The organism is Uliginosibacterium sp. TH139, assembly GCF_002855595.1.
Classification (GTDB): domain Bacteria; phylum Pseudomonadota; class Gammaproteobacteria; order Burkholderiales; family Rhodocyclaceae; genus Uliginosibacterium; species Uliginosibacterium aquaticum.
This window is the reverse complement of record NZ_PKRR01000007.1, coordinates 1-14,507: the sequence shown is the minus strand read 5'-3', so window position 1 is coordinate 14,507 and position 14,507 is coordinate 1. Positions and strand designations below refer to the sequence as shown.

14 protein-coding genes and 1 pseudogene are annotated in these 14,507 nt (G+C 63.9%); 2 read left to right on the top strand and 13 right to left on the bottom strand.

Features of this window, described 5'->3' with window-relative positions:
* Positions 1–30: 30 nt before the first annotated feature.
* The 13 genes from C0V76_RS15000 to C0V76_RS14940 form a co-directional block, all read right to left on the bottom strand.
* Positions 31–1,596, bottom strand: coding sequence for a pilus assembly protein (locus tag C0V76_RS15000; protein WP_143707439.1), 1,566 nt, complete (start codon positions 1,594–1,596; stop codon positions 31–33).
* Positions 1,593–2,189 (bottom strand): TadE/TadG family type IV pilus assembly protein, encoded by a 597-nt coding sequence (locus tag C0V76_RS14995; protein WP_101943431.1) that lies wholly within the window; start codon positions 2,187–2,189, stop codon positions 1,593–1,595. The genes C0V76_RS15000 and C0V76_RS14995 overlap by 4 nt, the downstream gene beginning before the upstream one ends.
* A complete protein-coding gene (locus tag C0V76_RS14990) occupies positions 2,189–2,692 on the bottom strand; it encodes a hypothetical protein (RefSeq protein ID WP_101943430.1) in 504 nt (167 codons plus the stop codon). Before C0V76_RS14990 ends, C0V76_RS14995 begins: the two co-directional genes overlap by 1 nt.
* On the bottom strand, positions 2,689–3,645 hold the full coding sequence (locus C0V76_RS14985; protein ID WP_101943429.1) for a tetratricopeptide repeat protein: 957 nt from the start codon (positions 3,643–3,645) through the stop codon (positions 2,689–2,691). The genes C0V76_RS14990 and C0V76_RS14985 overlap by 4 nt, the downstream gene beginning before the upstream one ends.
* Positions 3,642–4,577 (bottom strand): type II secretion system F family protein, encoded by a 936-nt coding sequence (locus C0V76_RS14980; RefSeq protein WP_101943428.1) that lies wholly within the window; start codon positions 4,575–4,577, stop codon positions 3,642–3,644. Before C0V76_RS14980 ends, C0V76_RS14985 begins: the two co-directional genes overlap by 4 nt.
* 10 nt (positions 4,578–4,587) lie before the next feature.
* Positions 4,588–5,589, bottom strand: a complete 1,002-nt coding sequence (locus C0V76_RS14975) for a type II secretion system F family protein (RefSeq protein WP_101943427.1) — start codon at positions 5,587–5,589, stop codon at positions 4,588–4,590.
* Entirely contained in the window at positions 5,589–7,037 is a 1,449-nt protein-coding gene (locus tag C0V76_RS14970; RefSeq protein ID WP_216821760.1) for a CpaF family protein, read from the bottom strand. Before C0V76_RS14970 ends, C0V76_RS14975 begins: the two co-directional genes overlap by 1 nt.
* Before the next feature lie 27 nt (positions 7,038–7,064).
* Positions 7,065–8,318 (bottom strand): response regulator, encoded by a 1,254-nt coding sequence (locus C0V76_RS14965; protein WP_101943426.1) that lies wholly within the window; start codon positions 8,316–8,318, stop codon positions 7,065–7,067.
* A gap of 2 nt (positions 8,319–8,320) precedes the next feature.
* Positions 8,321–9,025 (bottom strand): CpaD family pilus assembly lipoprotein, encoded by a 705-nt coding sequence (locus tag C0V76_RS14960; protein ID WP_101943425.1) that lies wholly within the window; start codon positions 9,023–9,025, stop codon positions 8,321–8,323.
* A 21-nt stretch (positions 9,026–9,046) separates the two neighbouring features.
* On the bottom strand, positions 9,047–10,447 hold the full coding sequence (locus tag C0V76_RS14955; protein ID WP_254048256.1) for a type II and III secretion system protein family protein: 1,401 nt from the start codon (positions 10,445–10,447) through the stop codon (positions 9,047–9,049).
* A 182-nt stretch (positions 10,448–10,629) separates the two neighbouring features.
* Positions 10,630–11,583 (bottom strand): Flp pilus assembly protein CpaB, encoded by a 954-nt coding sequence (cpaB, locus tag C0V76_RS14950; protein ID WP_158239254.1) that lies wholly within the window; start codon positions 11,581–11,583, stop codon positions 10,630–10,632.
* 58 nt (positions 11,584–11,641) lie between these two features.
* Positions 11,642–12,184: a prepilin peptidase gene (locus C0V76_RS14945; protein WP_101943686.1), complete on the bottom strand. Its 543-nt coding sequence runs from the start codon at positions 12,182–12,184 to the stop codon at positions 11,642–11,644.
* Positions 12,185–12,214: 30 nt separating this feature from the next.
* Positions 12,215–12,439 (bottom strand): Flp family type IVb pilin, encoded by a 225-nt coding sequence (locus C0V76_RS14940; protein WP_101943422.1) that lies wholly within the window; start codon positions 12,437–12,439, stop codon positions 12,215–12,217.
* Between the two features lie 228 nt (positions 12,440–12,667).
* Between C0V76_RS14940 and C0V76_RS20115 the strand changes: the two genes are divergently transcribed.
* Both C0V76_RS20115 and C0V76_RS20245 read left to right on the top strand, forming a co-directional pair.
* Positions 12,668–13,129 (top strand): hypothetical protein, encoded by a 462-nt coding sequence (locus tag C0V76_RS20115; RefSeq protein ID WP_216821759.1) that lies wholly within the window; start codon positions 12,668–12,670, stop codon positions 13,127–13,129.
* Positions 13,130–13,292: 163 nt separating this feature from the next.
* Positions 13,293–13,427 (top strand): annotated as a pseudogene (locus tag C0V76_RS20245) (IS5/IS1182 family transposase); the annotation flags it as partial.
* Positions 13,428–14,507 lie beyond the last annotated feature (1,080 nt).

Sequence of the window (14,507 nt, the reverse complement as noted above, 5' to 3'; positions counted from 1 at the left end):
AGGAATGAAAATGGGCAGCAAAAGCAGGCATCAATCGATCAAACGGACATAGGTGCTTTTCTGTCGGATGTCCTTGAGGATCTCGTCCAGGCGGTCCTGGATCGTGCCTTCCCGAGCCACGAAGTCGAAGCCGGACAGATAAGTGATGTCGCCCTTATCTTCGGCGCAGTTGGTCAGCCCCGGCCCAGCGATGCGCCTGAATTGAGAAGCCCCATCAATCGTGCCGCTGGCGTTCAGATCATTGTTCGGGATCTCGTCCTGGCCCACGGCGATCAGGAAGAAGCGCAGCTTGCGCTGACGGAAGCTGTCACACAGCCGGGCGAAGCGCCGGGTAATGACCGAATCATTGACGCCGCCCCCTTGAGTCGCGCCGCCATCCACGCTCTCACCGACATAGGCGTTGTAGGAATCGCTGTCGAACCAGCGCTGGCCGGTGGTATTGACGAGCATGACGATGGTCTTGTAACTACCGCTGTTGTCATCCAGAAATTCACCCGGCAAGCCATTCGGAAGACCCCAGCCCGAGCTTCCCTGAAAAGCCGGCGCCAGCGCCATCGCCGCCCAGCCCATGGCAATCGCGTAATTGACATTGAAGCGCGTCGTCATCTGGTCGAGCCGCTCGCCAATCTTGTCCAGATCATTGCTCAGCGGCAGCAGCGGAGCATGCGGGCAGCCCTTGTCCGCCACCATCCAGCGGGTGTCATTGGCACCGTTGGCCTGACCGAAAGTCGGGTTGGGGCCGATCCAGCTGATGGCTGGTGCGCCGGGGCTGCCGTTCTCGGGCAGATCGGCGCGGTAGTAGATCCTGAACTGCCCCCCTGGGGGCTGGTCCCAGAAGTAGTTTTCGTCCAGATTGAGACCGCGATACATGCACAGCAGATTGGCACGACGGTCCGGAATACGGCGGTCCGTCAGGCCGGCATAACCGCTGCGGAACAAGGCGGTCAATTCGACCGGGCGCAGCGCACTGGCCATCGCCCATTGCCGAAGACGCTGCGCATGCTCGGCGCCCGGACCAGGCGGACCCAGCTCGACCGACACGTTCACCGCCTGGCTATAAGGCACCAGCGCCAGCCATGCGTTTTCCCGGCTGTCTACCAGGTTTTCTGCAAAGTGCCGACCCAGGCGCCGCAGCACGGCAAGATTGCTGGCGTTCTCGCTCAGGGTATTGGGCAGCACCAATGAAACTTCCAGCGGCTGATAGCGAGCGATCGCGGTCGATGACACGCTGACCGTCTGCGTGCCGGCCCCGGCCAGGAGAGGGGTGCCGGCAAAGCTGGCGCTGACGGTGTAACCCTTGCCTTCCTCGTTTGAAACCGGGCTCAGCTGGATGAGCAAACCCTCTGACAGTTGCGCGGCATCCGTTCCGAGGTTGCTGCGCACATAGCTCTCCGCAAGCGTCTGTACATCCGTATCCGGCTCGCGCGCCACCGCCTGTGCCACCGCCAGCGCGGCCGCATCGGTGGCGCGCTTGAGCTGGGCGGCATCACTCTTCAAGCGGGCCGCATCCAGTGCAAAGACCGAGATCGACAGCAGACCGGCAACCAGCATAAGGATCAGGGGTAGCGCAGCCCCGCGAGCGTGATGTCGGTTCATGATTCGCTGTAGGCCAGTCCCGTGGCCTTGTTCTCGTTGGTGAGGGATTCATCCAGCGTCGGCTTGAGGATGATCGCGCGCTGAACGGTACGGACCTGCAACACATCGGGCAGACTCACGCCACCTGCCAGGGTGATGTCTGCCGTGCTGCGGCAGCTGTGCACCACGATGTAGGAAAACGTGCTGGTGTCATCACTGCTGTCGCCCTGCTCCGCTGGCATAGCCTCCGGCAGCTCACCGGTATAGAGACCGCCGCTGACCGGCGAATCACAGAGCGCTCCCCCGGCACCACGCTTGAAACCCCAATTGACCTTGCCAGACTGCAACACATTGAGGATCAGCAACTGGTAGCGCGCCGGCGCGTCCTGGGTGCCCACTTCTACCAGTGCTTGCAGCCCGCTCTCGGTGAGTTGCTGCTGCATGGCCAGGGTCAGGGTCAGTGAACCGTTGCGCTGCTCAAGCTCGGCACGGGTGATGCCGACACGGTACATGTCGCTGCCGACCACACCGACGCCGAACAACAAGGGCATCAGCAAGGCCACCTCGACAGCCAGGCTGCCGCGCTGACGACAGGAGCGGGTCATCGGGCGCATCAGCCGGCATCCTTGGGCAGATAGCCCAGCAGTTGCTGGTAGCGATAGCGGAACGTGGCGTTGTCCATCACCAGCAGACGTGGAATCGGCGTGATGAAGTCCTTGCGGATGTCGACGGTGATCCGCCAGACCGGAACCTGTTGCTGGCTGCTGCTCTGCGCGGCATCCGCCTCGCTGTCACCGCCCTTGCCCATCGCGTCGAGCGAGCTGAAACGCTCCACACTGACCTCGACGATGTTGCTCTCGGCAAGATAACCATGGGAGGCCGCTGCCATCTGCTGGCGGATCCGGGCTTCCATGCCATCGCTCTCGATGCCGGCCGCCCCTGCCGGGCGGAATTCCTGCAGGGCACGCTCCAGCGCGGTGTTGCCGATGTCGATGGTCAGGCCGATGCTGGCCAGCTCCATGAACATCATGGCGCCAGCAATCACCACCGGCAGCACGAAAGCGGCTTCCACTGCCAGCGTGCCACGCTGGCGACGCGCAGAGAATCCGCCTCTCACGACTTGTTCTCCTCGCGCAGCGCCAGCAACTGGCGGCTCGCAGCCAGGAATTCCGCAGCCACCGGTGCGCCAGCGCGGATCCGCGCCCGGTAACTTTCCAGCGTCTGCAAAGCCTTGTCTGCCATGCGGCCAGACAGGAAGCCGAGGGATTGCCGCGCTTGGGCATCCTGCCCGTCGAGCAGATAGGCCAGGGCCAGGTTCAGGCGTGCGGTCGGCAAGCCGGTGGCGCTGGCCTGGTTCAACAGGCGGATGGCCTCGCTCGCATTGCCGCTGGCCAGATGCGACAGGGCGAGATTGTTGAGCACGCGGAAATCTGCCGGGTCGAGTGCCGCAGCACGGGCGAACCGGGTGCGGGCCTGCTCATGGCGGCCCAGGGCATCCAGCGCAACCCCGCTGGCATTGAGCGCGGGAAGATTGTCGGCATCCTGCTGGAGCACGCACTCAAAGTCATGCAAGGCCTCTTGCGTCTGCCCCAGTGCCAGCCGTGCCCGGCCCAGGCCACCACACAGAGCGATCCGGGCGGCAGGCGAAAGCGCCTCACCACTGCGCTGCAACTCGCGCCGCGCGCGGCCGAAGAGTGCAAGGCTGTCTTGCGAAGCCTGCACGGTGGCCGCTGTACTCGCGTATTCCAGCAGCTCCAGAGGGGTGAGCAGCTGCTTGCGATCCATCTGCGCATAGACCTCGGCGGCGGACTGGAAACTCCCCTGATCGCGCAGCAGTCGGGCCAGCCGCAAGCCTTCGCCGCGGCGCGTCTCACGCTCGGTTGCGAGCTTGGCGGCGCTCTCCTCCTGCGGCTGACGCGCGGGCACGGCAGCGGGCAGGCCGGCAACAGTCGAGGCAGCGGGAAGCGTGCGGCTGCTCAGCACGGCTTCATTGCGCACCGAAATGGCACCACAGCCTGTCAAGGCGAGGATCAAGGCAAAGACAGAAAAGCGTGACAGGGTCTTTTTCATGACATCAGGGAACGGATGACGCGCATCAGCGCGGGCGTGGCAACCAAAGCCACCACAGGAGGCAGGATCAGGGTCATCAGGGGCAGCGAGAGCTGCGCGGGCAATTTGCCGGCACGCTCTTCCAGACTGAGGATCAGGTTGCTGCGGCTTTCATCGGCGATGGTGCGCAGGGCCTGTGCCAGCGGCGTTCCGTAGCGCTCGGCCTGGATCAGTGAAGACACCATGCTTTCCACTGCCGCCACATGGGTGCGCTCGGCCAGATGGCGCAGGGCCTGGGCACGATCGGGCAGCAATTGCAGCTCGGCGCTGGTGTAGCTCAGTTCCTCGGCCATGACCGGTGCGCTCAGGGCCAGCTCGCGGGAAACCACCTTGAGGATGCGCGGGAAAGGCAAACCGGCCTCGGCACAGATCACCATCAGGTCGAGGGCGTCAGGCATGCTGCGCGTCAGACTCTCGTGACGCCGTGCCGCGCGCCGCTTCACCAGCAGTTCAGGGCTGGTTGTGCCGGCAAACAGCGCCAGCAAGCCAACGGCGAGCCCGGTCAGGCCAAAACGGCTGGCCGGTGCGAGCAGACCCCACAGGGCACCGACAAAGAACAAGAGCCCGCAGGCATATTTCGCCAGCATCAGCAGGCCCAATGCCTCGGGGCGATGCCAACCAGCCGTGCCGAGCAGACGGCGCAGCGTCGCGCGATCCTGGGCGGTGCCGGCGGCACGCTCACCGAATGCTGCGAGGCGGCCCAACCAGGGCGCCAGTGGCGCCTGCTCCAGGAGGATGCCCTCCCCTGGCTGCCCCAGCCTGATCGTGCCGGGCGCTTGCAGACGTTCCTGCAAGGGATTGCGGGTCAGCTCGCGGCGCCACAGCAATACGGTCGCAATCAGGCTCGTGAGGAACAGCCCCAGCAGGACATCGAAAAAGAGATCTTCACTCATGCCCGGGCCCTCATCCGACGCGCCGCACCATGAGGTGGGTGATCAACAAGCCAAGGGCCACACTGCCCAGCGCATAAGCGGTCACCTTGAGCCCGGCCGCATCGCTGAACATGAAACGGAAATCCGCCGGTGCGTTGAGGTACATATAGGCCAGCACCCCCGGCACCAGCAGGGCCACGATCTTGGTCGAGGCACGGGCTTCGGACGTCTTGGCCATCACCTTCATCTTCAGCTCGGCGCGGGCACGCAGCGTGGCCGAGAGGCGCTCCAGGGTATCGCCCAGACGCCCGCCGGACTCCTGGCTGATGATCAGGATCACCGCGAAGAAACGGTATTCGGCAAGCGGCACGCGCTGGGCCGAGGTCTGCATGACCTGACGCAGCGGCAGGCCAAGGCGCAGCCACTGGTCGACCTGGTTGAATTCCTCACTCAGTGGCCCGGGCTGATTGGCTGCGGTGATGGCGAAGGCACTGTGCAGCGGCACCCCGGCACGGCAGATGCGGGTGATGGCATCGATGCATTCCGGCAGATGACGGGTGAGTTCGGCCATGTATTTGCCCATCGCCGTCTGGTAGCCCAGCAGCAGGATGGCGGCAAAGCACAGCAGACCCGCCCCCAGACCGGCGGCCAGCGGCACCGGCGTCATGCGACCGAAGAGCATGCCCAGGAAAGCGGCAACGGCAGCGATCAGCACAAGCCGGCTGCGCAGGCCGGGCAACCAGCCGATGCGCTGCAGGCCGATGTAGAGCCCGTCGAGCGCCGCCCCAAGCCTCGGGTGCTGCGCCAGCCCATTCTGCAAAGCGATGGGCAACCAGGCCCGCTCCGGCGGGATGGCAATCGAGTCCGCGGTTTGCAAAGCGGCTTCGGGCAGACGATGCAACAACTCGCGCTTGAGTGTGGCCAGACGCGCGGCAATAGCCTCCTCACGCCGCTCACGCGCACTCAGCGCACGCACCGTGAAGAAGCCTATGAAGACGAGCACAAACACCAGCAGGGTGAACAGATCCAGCATCAGACGCCTCCCTGATCGAAGAGGTGCGCCTTCTCGGTGTAGAAATTGGGCCGCAGTCCGCTGCCCAGGTGCTCGCCGATCACATTGCCACCGGCACTGAAACTGCGCGTCTTGAAGGCGAACAATTCCTGGGTCTGGATGACTTCCTCTTCCATGCCGCAGACCTCGACGATGGAGACCAGGCGGCGGGCACCATCACGCATGCGCTCGATCTGCACGATCAGGTCCACCGCGCTGGCGATCTGGCGGCGGATGGCGGCCAGAGGCAATTGCATGTTGGCCATCATCACCATGTTCTCGAGCCGCGCCAGGGCGTCACGCGGGGTATTCGCATGCACCGTGCACAGCGAGCCGTCGTGCCCGGTGTTCATGGCTTGCAGCATGTCGAAGCATTCACCGCCACGCACTTCGCCGAGGATGATGCGGTCCGGTCGCATGCGCAGCGCATTCTTGAGCAGGTCGCGCTGATCGACGCGCCCGCCGCCCTCGGCGCTCTCGGGCCGGGTTTCCAGGCGCACGGTGTGCACCTGCTGGAGCTGCAGTTCAGCGGCATCCTCGATGGTGACGATGCGCTCGGCTTCGCTGATCTTTTGCGACAAGGCATTGAGCAGCGTGGTCTTGCCCGCGCCGGTGCCGCCGGAGACGATGACGTTGAGCCGCGCTTCCATCGCCCGGCGCAGCAGTTGCGCCATCTCTGCCGACATCGCGCCGCGCTCGGCCAGCGATTCAAGCGAGAGGTCGCGGCGCATGAATTTGCGGATCGAAATGGTGGTGCCATCGAGCGCCAGCGGATGGGTGATCACGTTGACCCGACTGCCATCGGGCAAACGTGCGTCCACCATGGGGTTGGCCTCGTCGATACGCCGCCCCACGCGGGCGGCGATGCGCTGTGCGGTGTTGAAGACGTGCTCTTCGTCGATGAAGGTGATCGAGGTGAGCTCCAGTTTGCCGAAGCGTTCGACAAACACCTGGTTGGCCCCGTTGATCAGGATGTCGTTCACGCTGTCGTCGGCCAGCAAGGGTTCAACCGGACCGATGCCGACCATCTCGTCGAGCATCTGGCGGGCAATCAGGCTTTCTTCCTGGGCGGCAAGCTGCAGGCGCTGCTCATCGCAGATCCGGCGGATCAGTGCATCGATCTGGCCCTGTAGCCGCTCACGCGGCATCGCCGCAGCCTTCATCGGATCAATCTGTTCGAACAAGGCGGTGCGGATCAGTCGGCGCTGCGACTGCTGCTCGCTGCTGGCTGCGCCACGGGGCGTCGGCTCGACCCGTAGCGGCGCGGCAGGCGGCTCGGTCACCACGGCACGCGTGCCCGTCGGCAAGGGCTGCGGGCTCATCGACGCAGGCGTCAGCTTGCTGGCAGGCACGGCAGGAGCGGCCTGCGCCACCGGAGCATTGGCGGCAGGCATCTGCAGGCGCAGCTGGGGAGATTTTCGGGGCAGCATCTTCGTCGTTCTCTTTCTCTGGCGTGCTCAGGAATACGAATGGCGGTCCGCCGTGTTGCGCAGCAGTTTCTGCACCCAGCCTGCCCTGGGCGCTGCAGCGGCTTGCGGCTTGCGCCCGAGCAACTTGTCGGCAAGCCCCAGCAAAGCCTGTGCAAAGGCAGGGTGACTGGCCAGGTCCAGCGGGCCCTTGAGCAAGCTGTCGGCAAGGAGGCAGCCGGCATGGGGCAACACCAGATCCACCTGGCGACCGATGAATTCCTCGAACTGCGCCTGAGTCAGCCGAGCAGCGCCGGCAGGGCGCGTCGGGTTGAGCACCAGCAGCAGGCGCTGGCCGGAACGCTCGTCACCAAAACGCTGCACCAGCCGGTGCACATGACGAGCGCATTGAACGTTCAATTCGAAGAGCACCAGGCGCACGTCGGCGTGATCCAGTACCTCGGCAACACCTTCGGTGTGGCAGGCCGGCATGTCCCAGATCACCAGCGAGAAAAGCTGGGTGAGTGCGCCGCCCAGCTCCAGCACACGCTCCGGATCCACCGGCAGGTGTGCGGCCGGGCGCTGGGCCAGCAAATGCAGGCGCTGCGGCACGCCACCACTGAGCGCGGCAGGCAGGCTGTGCATGCTCCGCTGCAGCATGCGCGGATCAATCTCGGGCGCAGCGAGCAAGGCCGCCAGCCCGGCGTCTGCCTCGGTGCCCAGCAACAGGGGCAAATCACCCTTGCTACGGTCAAAATCCACCAGCACGCAAGGCGTCTGGCGCTGGCCCGCGATCAGTTGCCCCAGCGCTGCAGCAATGGTGCTGCAACCAGCCCCGCCCCCCGCGCCGGTGATTGCCACGGTGCGCCCGCCGGGCAAGCGCTCGCCCATGCCGAGCGGCACACCATTGGCGGCACGCTCCAGGGTGCTGGCCAGCAGGCTCAGTCGCAAAGGCTTGAGCAGATAATCCACGGCGCCGGCCTGGAGCAACTGGCGGTAGAAATCCACGTCCTGGGTGTCACCCACGGCAATGATCCGGGTTGCCGGGCCGTAGGCAGCGGCCAGTTCGGCCAGGGCCTGCAAGGGATGCGCTTGCCCCGCCAGGTCCACCAGCAGCATGCCGGGCAACACATTGCCGGCCGCCCAGGCCAGCGCCTCGGCCACACCGCCGGGCAGCAGCGCCTGAGGCTCGCGCTGCAGCCGGGCCAGCATGTCGGCCAATGCCGCGCGCTCTGGTTCAGCCACGAAGGCCACCAAGCTCTCAGCGGTGCGCTCGCTCGACGCAGAATTCGGGCTCTTGTTCATGCTCAGTCCTTGAAATCGATGTCGACCAGATCGCGGATATCGCCTTCCTGATAACGCGTCACCGCACTCACGGCGGCGGCACCATTGCCGCCATCCAGCGTGCGCGGGCGCATCAGGTCGCGTGGGTCGCTCACCATGGCCGCCAGGTTGGCGCGCGTGGCACAGCCCAGCCGGCCCATGCCGTCATAGGGGCGCAGCATGAGTTCATCCGGGCGGGCAACACGGCAGTCAGGCAGGCTGACCACCAAGGCCTCGGACTGCAGTTCCAGATCCCACGTGTTGTCCTTCGCTTCTTTCAGGCGCGCCGCATCTGCCGGGCGGGGTTTCACCACCGGCGAGCGGGCACCGCTGCGTACCAGCGCCTGGGCCAGGCGTTTTGCCAGGGCTTCGCCACGCTCGTTGAAAGGGGTGATGCTCAGGGTCTGCGACTGCAGACGCCCCTGACTGGACAGCATGCGATTGGCTTCACGCAGGGATGCCTCGGTCAGCCCGCGCTGATCCTCGGCGACTCTGAGGGCAAGCGCCACCGCACGCGGCTCCACCACCGGCGACGGGATCGTGTCCTTGCCAAAGGATGCCATCCGCATATTGTTCAGTGAGGTCTCGCAGGCGGAAAGCCCCATCACCAGTGCCAGGCCAAGCAGGCAGGCCCTGGAGCCGGGCGAAGGCGCCGCGCCGGTTTCGAGTCTCTGGACGTCGTGCTTCATGATTTCGGAGCTCCTGCTGTATCAGTAGAGATAGCCGGCACTGCCCAGCTCGGGCAAAGCGGCGTCAATAGAAGGAATGCCCCTGTTGGTCAGCTGCAGCGTCTGCTGCGACACCGGATCAACCACCTGGGCCGTGACAAGAAGAACCAACTCCGATTCCTTGGCCTCGGTCAGTTCGTGCTCGAACAGGCGTCCGAGCCAGGGAATGCGCGAGAGCCCGGGCACCCCGCTGATCTGCTGGGCGCTGGTGCTGCGCAACATGCCGGCAAGCGCGAAGCTCTGGCCGCTGGCGAGTTCGACTGTGGTGTCGGCACGGCGCACGGTGAAGGCGGGAATGGTGGTTCCGCCGTCAAGCACGACCTGCCCCTCGGAACTCAGCTCGCTCACCTCGGGTGCGATGTGCAGGCTGATGCGATTGGCCGAGAGCAGGGTCGGCGTCATGCGCAGGATCACGCCGTAGGACTTGTAGTCGATCTGAACATTGTTGTTGGTGATGATGACGATCGGCACCTCGCCACCGGCAGCAAAGGCCGCGCTCTCGCCGGACATCGCGGTCAGATTCGGCTCCGCCAGCACGGTGGCCATGCCCTGGGAGGAAAGTGCGGACAGCAAGCCCCCCAGCGAAAACGAGCCGCGCTGGACGATCGTGCCGCCAATCGCCGCACCGCCAGTCACCGTACTGGGCATCAGCGCGCTGTAGCCACCACCGTTCATGGCGGTGAATACGCCGGAGGCATTGCCGACGCCCATCGTGGCACCATCAAGCACCGAGGCCCAGTTGAAACCCAGCTCATGCGACAGGGAGCGCGACACCTCGACCACCCGCACCTGGATGTTGATCTGCGAGGACAGCTCGACCTTGAGCTGGTTGATGACACCACTGCTCTGGCCGCTGCGGGCCGGGCCAGCGCCTGCCGAACCCGACGTCTTGCCGTTGCCATCCAGATAGGCCTGGACCTGCTCGACCACCTGAGCCGCCTCGATCGGTGTGCGCACCTTGCCGCGCACAATCATGCGGTCATTCACCGAGGGCTCCAGCTCCACCTGGGCGTCAGGCACGGCACGCGAGATCTGCTCGCGCAAGGCATCAAGGTTGTGCTCGGACACCACACGCAAGGCGGCAACCACCTCATCCTTGGCATCCAGCGCATACAGCGTGGTCGTACCCACGCTCTCGCCAAACACGAACAGGCTGCTCGGCGAGGGCATCTGGAAACTCGCCACCTTGGGGTCAGCCACCAGCACCTTGGCAGCCGCCCGCGGCAACTGCAACAAGCTGCCTTCACGGACACGGACACGCACCTGCCCCTGCTCTGCCACCTGACGCAGATTCGCAGGCAAGCTGGACGGCGCCGCATTGACGACGACGGAAGGGGCGGCCCGGGTTTCAGCCGCCGCCGCTACGGCGGCAAAGCAAAGCATGGGCAACACCACGGTAGACCTGTACAGCGACAGGCGGGAGACACGTCTGGGGATCGACTGGAAGCTCATGGAACCACGTCATTTCTATCTATTTGTCATTAACAGAAAATATGCCCGGCCAAGCAGGACACACATCCGCCATCGGAAAAAGGAAAACGCCCGGCGCCGGACGCCGCCAGCACTCAGAAACTGATCGCGCCTTGCTTGCTTCCCTCGTAGGTTTTCACCGTGACGCTGGCACCGCTGCGCCGGGCATTCGGGAAGATTTCGGTGGTATCGGAAAGCCGCGTCACACGCCGCGCGGGGCTTGCCGCTTCTGCCGTCGCGACAGCATCACCCTGCCCCGGCAAGCCTTCTTTCACCCCAAGCAAGGCCACCTGCAGGGTGCCCACTTCCCGTGCCACCGCCAGCCGCTCTGCGGCTTCGGAGGTCACCTCCAGGGTCAGCGTTTCATACACCGGGCGGCTCGACGCACTGCGCACAGCCTTGCCCTTGGGCTCACGCTCTGCCTCTTCCTGAGGCAAGGCAGGTGCAATGCTCTCGACATTGTTGTTGAGCGCCAGCACCCTCACGCGGCGCAGGATGGTCTGTGCCGCCAGGGAAGCCACAGGGCTGCTGGATTCGCTCGACAACTGAGTATCCCGCTCAAGACTCAGGATCACATCCACCCAGTCACCGGCAGACACCAGGCCCGCATTGCTGGCCACCGCACTGGTGGGAATCGATACCGCACGCATGCCAGGCGCCAGCACCGCCGACACAAAGCCCGGCTCGCCGGCACGGACCAGGGCATCTCGGGTCAGAGCTTCGCCGGCAGCCAGTGGCCGACGCGGTGTCGCACCATAAAGGCCTCGCTCGACCGCCAGCGCGTCACCATCGCTGCGCACCGAAAAATGACTCGCACGCAGATCGCTTTCCGGCACCTCGGTCCAGCTCAGCACGCCACCGTTGATGAACTCACCCGGCAGCAGATCACGCTGCACGCTCAGCACACGGAAAACCACCGGGCGAGCCGCCGGCACCTCCTTGACGATGGTCACCGGGGGCGGCGGCCGCATCAGCGCCCGCGCCACCAGAGCCGTCGCCGTCGCAAGCATCAAGGCCCCCGTCAACAACACAACCGATTTGCTTTTCACTTGCTATCTCCCACACAACGGCATGCGCCCCCCAGGGGCTGCAATGCCGCAAAACCAGTCACCCAAGGCTCAGGATGCAGGCCGCGCCCGCCGCGATAGCCAGGCCATAAGGAATGCCCTGCGGCGCAGAAGAGCCCAACATCACGGGCTCCGGAATCAGCAGACGTGGCCAGTACAGGGCCAACCCCTGCGAAAGCCGCAGCACCGCACGCGCCAGCAGCAGTTCAAGCATCCGTAGCAGCGGCAGGCCCAAGGCCAGGACCCCACCCGTCATCGAGGTGATGAGCAGAAAGTTCAAGGCCTGATCACCGAACCACAGGCTCAGCACAGCCACCAGCTTCACGTCCCCTGCCCCGACCCAGCGCACCACAAACAAGCCGAGCCCCACCAGCAACACCAGCGCCGCGGTCAGCAAACCGCTCGCCATTCCCTTCGGCCAGACCGCCGCCTCGCCCTGGCACAGGCGCCAGGCCAGCCCCGCCAGCCAGAGCCCCAGCAGGCCAAGCACCAGCCAGTTGCTGATCCGGCGATAGAGAACATCCGAGAAAACCACCCAGATCAGGGCGGCACTCAACACGAGCGTGGCGGCGTCTGAAAACACGGAATACAAGTCCGGCCCGGCTGCCAACACTTAGTTGCCGGTGGTGCCGCTTTGCTTGATGTCCTGCCCGGAAGCTGTGATGTCATTCGCGATGCTGGTGAACTTGTCGCGCAGGGCTGTCACGAAGGCCCCGTCGGAACCAAAGATCACACCAACCGCAGCCGCCATGGCGGCAGCCAGAATCCCGTACTCGATGGCGGTCACACCGCTCTCGTCACGCAGAAAGGCTTGCAGTTGCTTGAAGAAGGAACGCATGGAAGAACCTCTTGATCGTATTGAAGAAAGCAGAGGCACCGACCTAATGGAGGGCACCAGACAGGATGCAATTAAGAATTATTCCTGTTTGCAAAACAATAGACCAACCATTAAGAAGTCTTAAGGGCATTGACGAAAGGCAAGCCGTGCTTGCCCAGATCCAGCAGGCCGGTTACACGGATGCCGACTGAGAAAGGCGCCGTGATTACGGCAACATCAGTTAACCTCATGGCTGTCGCACAGAGCAACGGCAGCAATGGCTGGCGATGGTTGAACGTCAGCAACCTAACGGGTTGTGTTCCCCCTAGGTGGAAGCTCTGGATAATCGTTCTGGCAGATGACAAGTCGGTCATTACAGTGAAGCCTGTCGTCCCCTACGGGCTCATGCATCAATACCTGAAGTTCGGCCAATGCCGACATTGGCCCTTCGACCTGGATCAGGCTGAAAAGCGGTGGTTAGCCTCGCGCGGCGGGGCGAGCGAGCAAGGCTGCACGGAGCGGCTGGACGTGATCCATGCCTGGTTGGTCGAAGATCTGCCCGGCGGGCGAGTGTGCGCACTCACCCAGGAAAGCCAGAAAGGCAAGCCCGTCCAGGCATTGGCCACCAGCAAGCCGAACATCATGATCAAGGGTCATCAGGACTGGCGGACGGGTCTGGTCGAGGCCACGTGCAAGACCAAGGCGCAGTGACGATCCTGCCACCGTCCGCACCCAAATGCGGGCAGCGACTTCTGCTGCTGCGTTCAATCCACGCGCGCCCCGTTAGGCACGCGCGACAATGACTGCGCTTCGAATGGTCGCTGTTGGCGTTGTTTAAATTCACGCGACTTTGTATCGCCTAGCTGCCGGCGCGTACCACTGGCGCAGCCTGATCGAAACCTAAATGCGCTGTTTCAAGTTGCTCGGCGAGCGCGTGATAGCCCGCGACGTTGATCGGCAGGTCGCCGAGTTGCAAACTTGCGCTGCACTGCTACCAGCCTGGCGCAGGTATTCTGATTCGGGCAATGGGCCAACACGCCGCAGCTTGTTCTCGATGACGCGGCGCCCCCAGCGATCGGGCGCCGCATCGCGGAATACACCGAATTCAGTCAGCCGCCAATTGGCCGTCAGTGGAGGCTCTCGCTGTGCATCAATACCCTCTCCAGGCAAAGCGAGGCTCAGCGGGCTAGGGCCAGGCGCTGCTTGCGTTCAACGTAGCGGAGACCATAGCGGAACCGCGACTGTAGTAGCCTTCAACGCTTTGACGGACTCATCATCGGCCTTATGTGGAGCTCTACATAAGGCCGACAACAAGTCGACCATTGCTGCAAAGCCTGTCGCCACCTCCGTCTATCCGAAGCTCAACGCCTGGAGCTCGGCCAGAACAGTCATTCGACAAGTAGGCCTGGGTGGTCTGCTCTCGAGCACTTAGCTGCCGCTGAGCGTCGAACGTCGCAAACGTTCATCCGCGATCCGTCGAATTCACACTCCCGACCCATTGCGGGCGGTCGGATTCTTGGGAAGCAGACGTTCAACGTAGAAGTGAGGGGCAGCCGAAGCGAAGCGTAGGGAACCACAAGCGCAGCTTGTGGCTGTCCCGCTCGACTGCAGGGTTAGACGTTTTGCAGATCACGGCCATACCAACTTCACCAGATTTTCCGTCTCGACCGGCAAAGTCTGCGATTTCATAGCAGCCTTCCACTCTTTGGGCATTGGGGTCTGACGACTCGTCTCCATGGCGCCATTAATGGAGATCTTCAGCGCAAAGACGACGGTGCCGCTAGAGACATAGAAACCCCAGTTTTCTCGGATCAACTTTTTGGTTCTGTCTTCGAGTGCGATGGGGACTGCAGGCTCCATATCAAACCAAGCATTGACCTTCCTTCCCTCGCGCACCGCTACGACCAGGAAACCAGAGCTGCTTTGAAGCTTCTCTTCCTTCCATTCCCTCTCGGTCTGCGCCTGGACTGTCCGAATGAGGTTCGCAAACTCTGAATCGCCCCGGCTTCCCTAGACTGCTCCGAGCTTCATGAAATACTGCTTTTCGTAGTCTATCGGAGACATGCCATTTGCGTGGCTATGTCGCCGT

Bases quoted from the DNA above. Each gene is read 5' to 3' on its own strand.
- C0V76_RS14975 (WP_101943427.1), bottom strand. From the start codon at position 5,589: ATGCTGGATCTGTTCACCCTGCTGGTGTTTGTGCTCGTCTTCATAGGC.
- C0V76_RS15000 (WP_143707439.1), bottom strand. From the start codon at position 1,596: ATGAACCGACATCACGCTCGCGGGGCTGCGCTACCCCTGATCCTTATG.
- C0V76_RS14960 (WP_101943425.1), bottom strand. From the start codon at position 9,025: ATGAAGCACGACGTCCAGAGACTCGAAACCGGCGCGGCGCCTTCGCCC.
- C0V76_RS14970 (WP_216821760.1), bottom strand. From the start codon at position 7,037: ATGCTGCCCCGAAAATCTCCCCAGCTGCGCCTGCAGATGCCTGCCGCC.
- C0V76_RS20115 (WP_216821759.1), top strand. From the start codon at position 12,668: ATGGCTGTCGCACAGAGCAACGGCAGCAATGGCTGGCGATGGTTGAAC.
- C0V76_RS14955 (WP_254048256.1), bottom strand. From the start codon at position 10,447: ATGCTTTGCTTTGCCGCCGTAGCGGCGGCGGCTGAAACCCGGGCCGCC.
- C0V76_RS14995 (WP_101943431.1), bottom strand. From the start codon at position 2,189: ATGCGCCCGATGACCCGCTCCTGTCGTCAGCGCGGCAGCCTGGCTGTC.
- C0V76_RS14965 (WP_101943426.1), bottom strand. From the start codon at position 8,318: ATGAACAAGAGCCCGAATTCTGCGTCGAGCGAGCGCACCGCTGAGAGC.
- C0V76_RS14980 (WP_101943428.1), bottom strand. From the start codon at position 4,577: ATGAGTGAAGATCTCTTTTTCGATGTCCTGCTGGGGCTGTTCCTCACG.
- C0V76_RS14940 (WP_101943422.1), bottom strand. From the start codon at position 12,439: ATGCGTTCCTTCTTCAAGCAACTGCAAGCCTTTCTGCGTGACGAGAGC.
- C0V76_RS14985 (WP_101943429.1), bottom strand. From the start codon at position 3,645: ATGAAAAAGACCCTGTCACGCTTTTCTGTCTTTGCCTTGATCCTCGCC.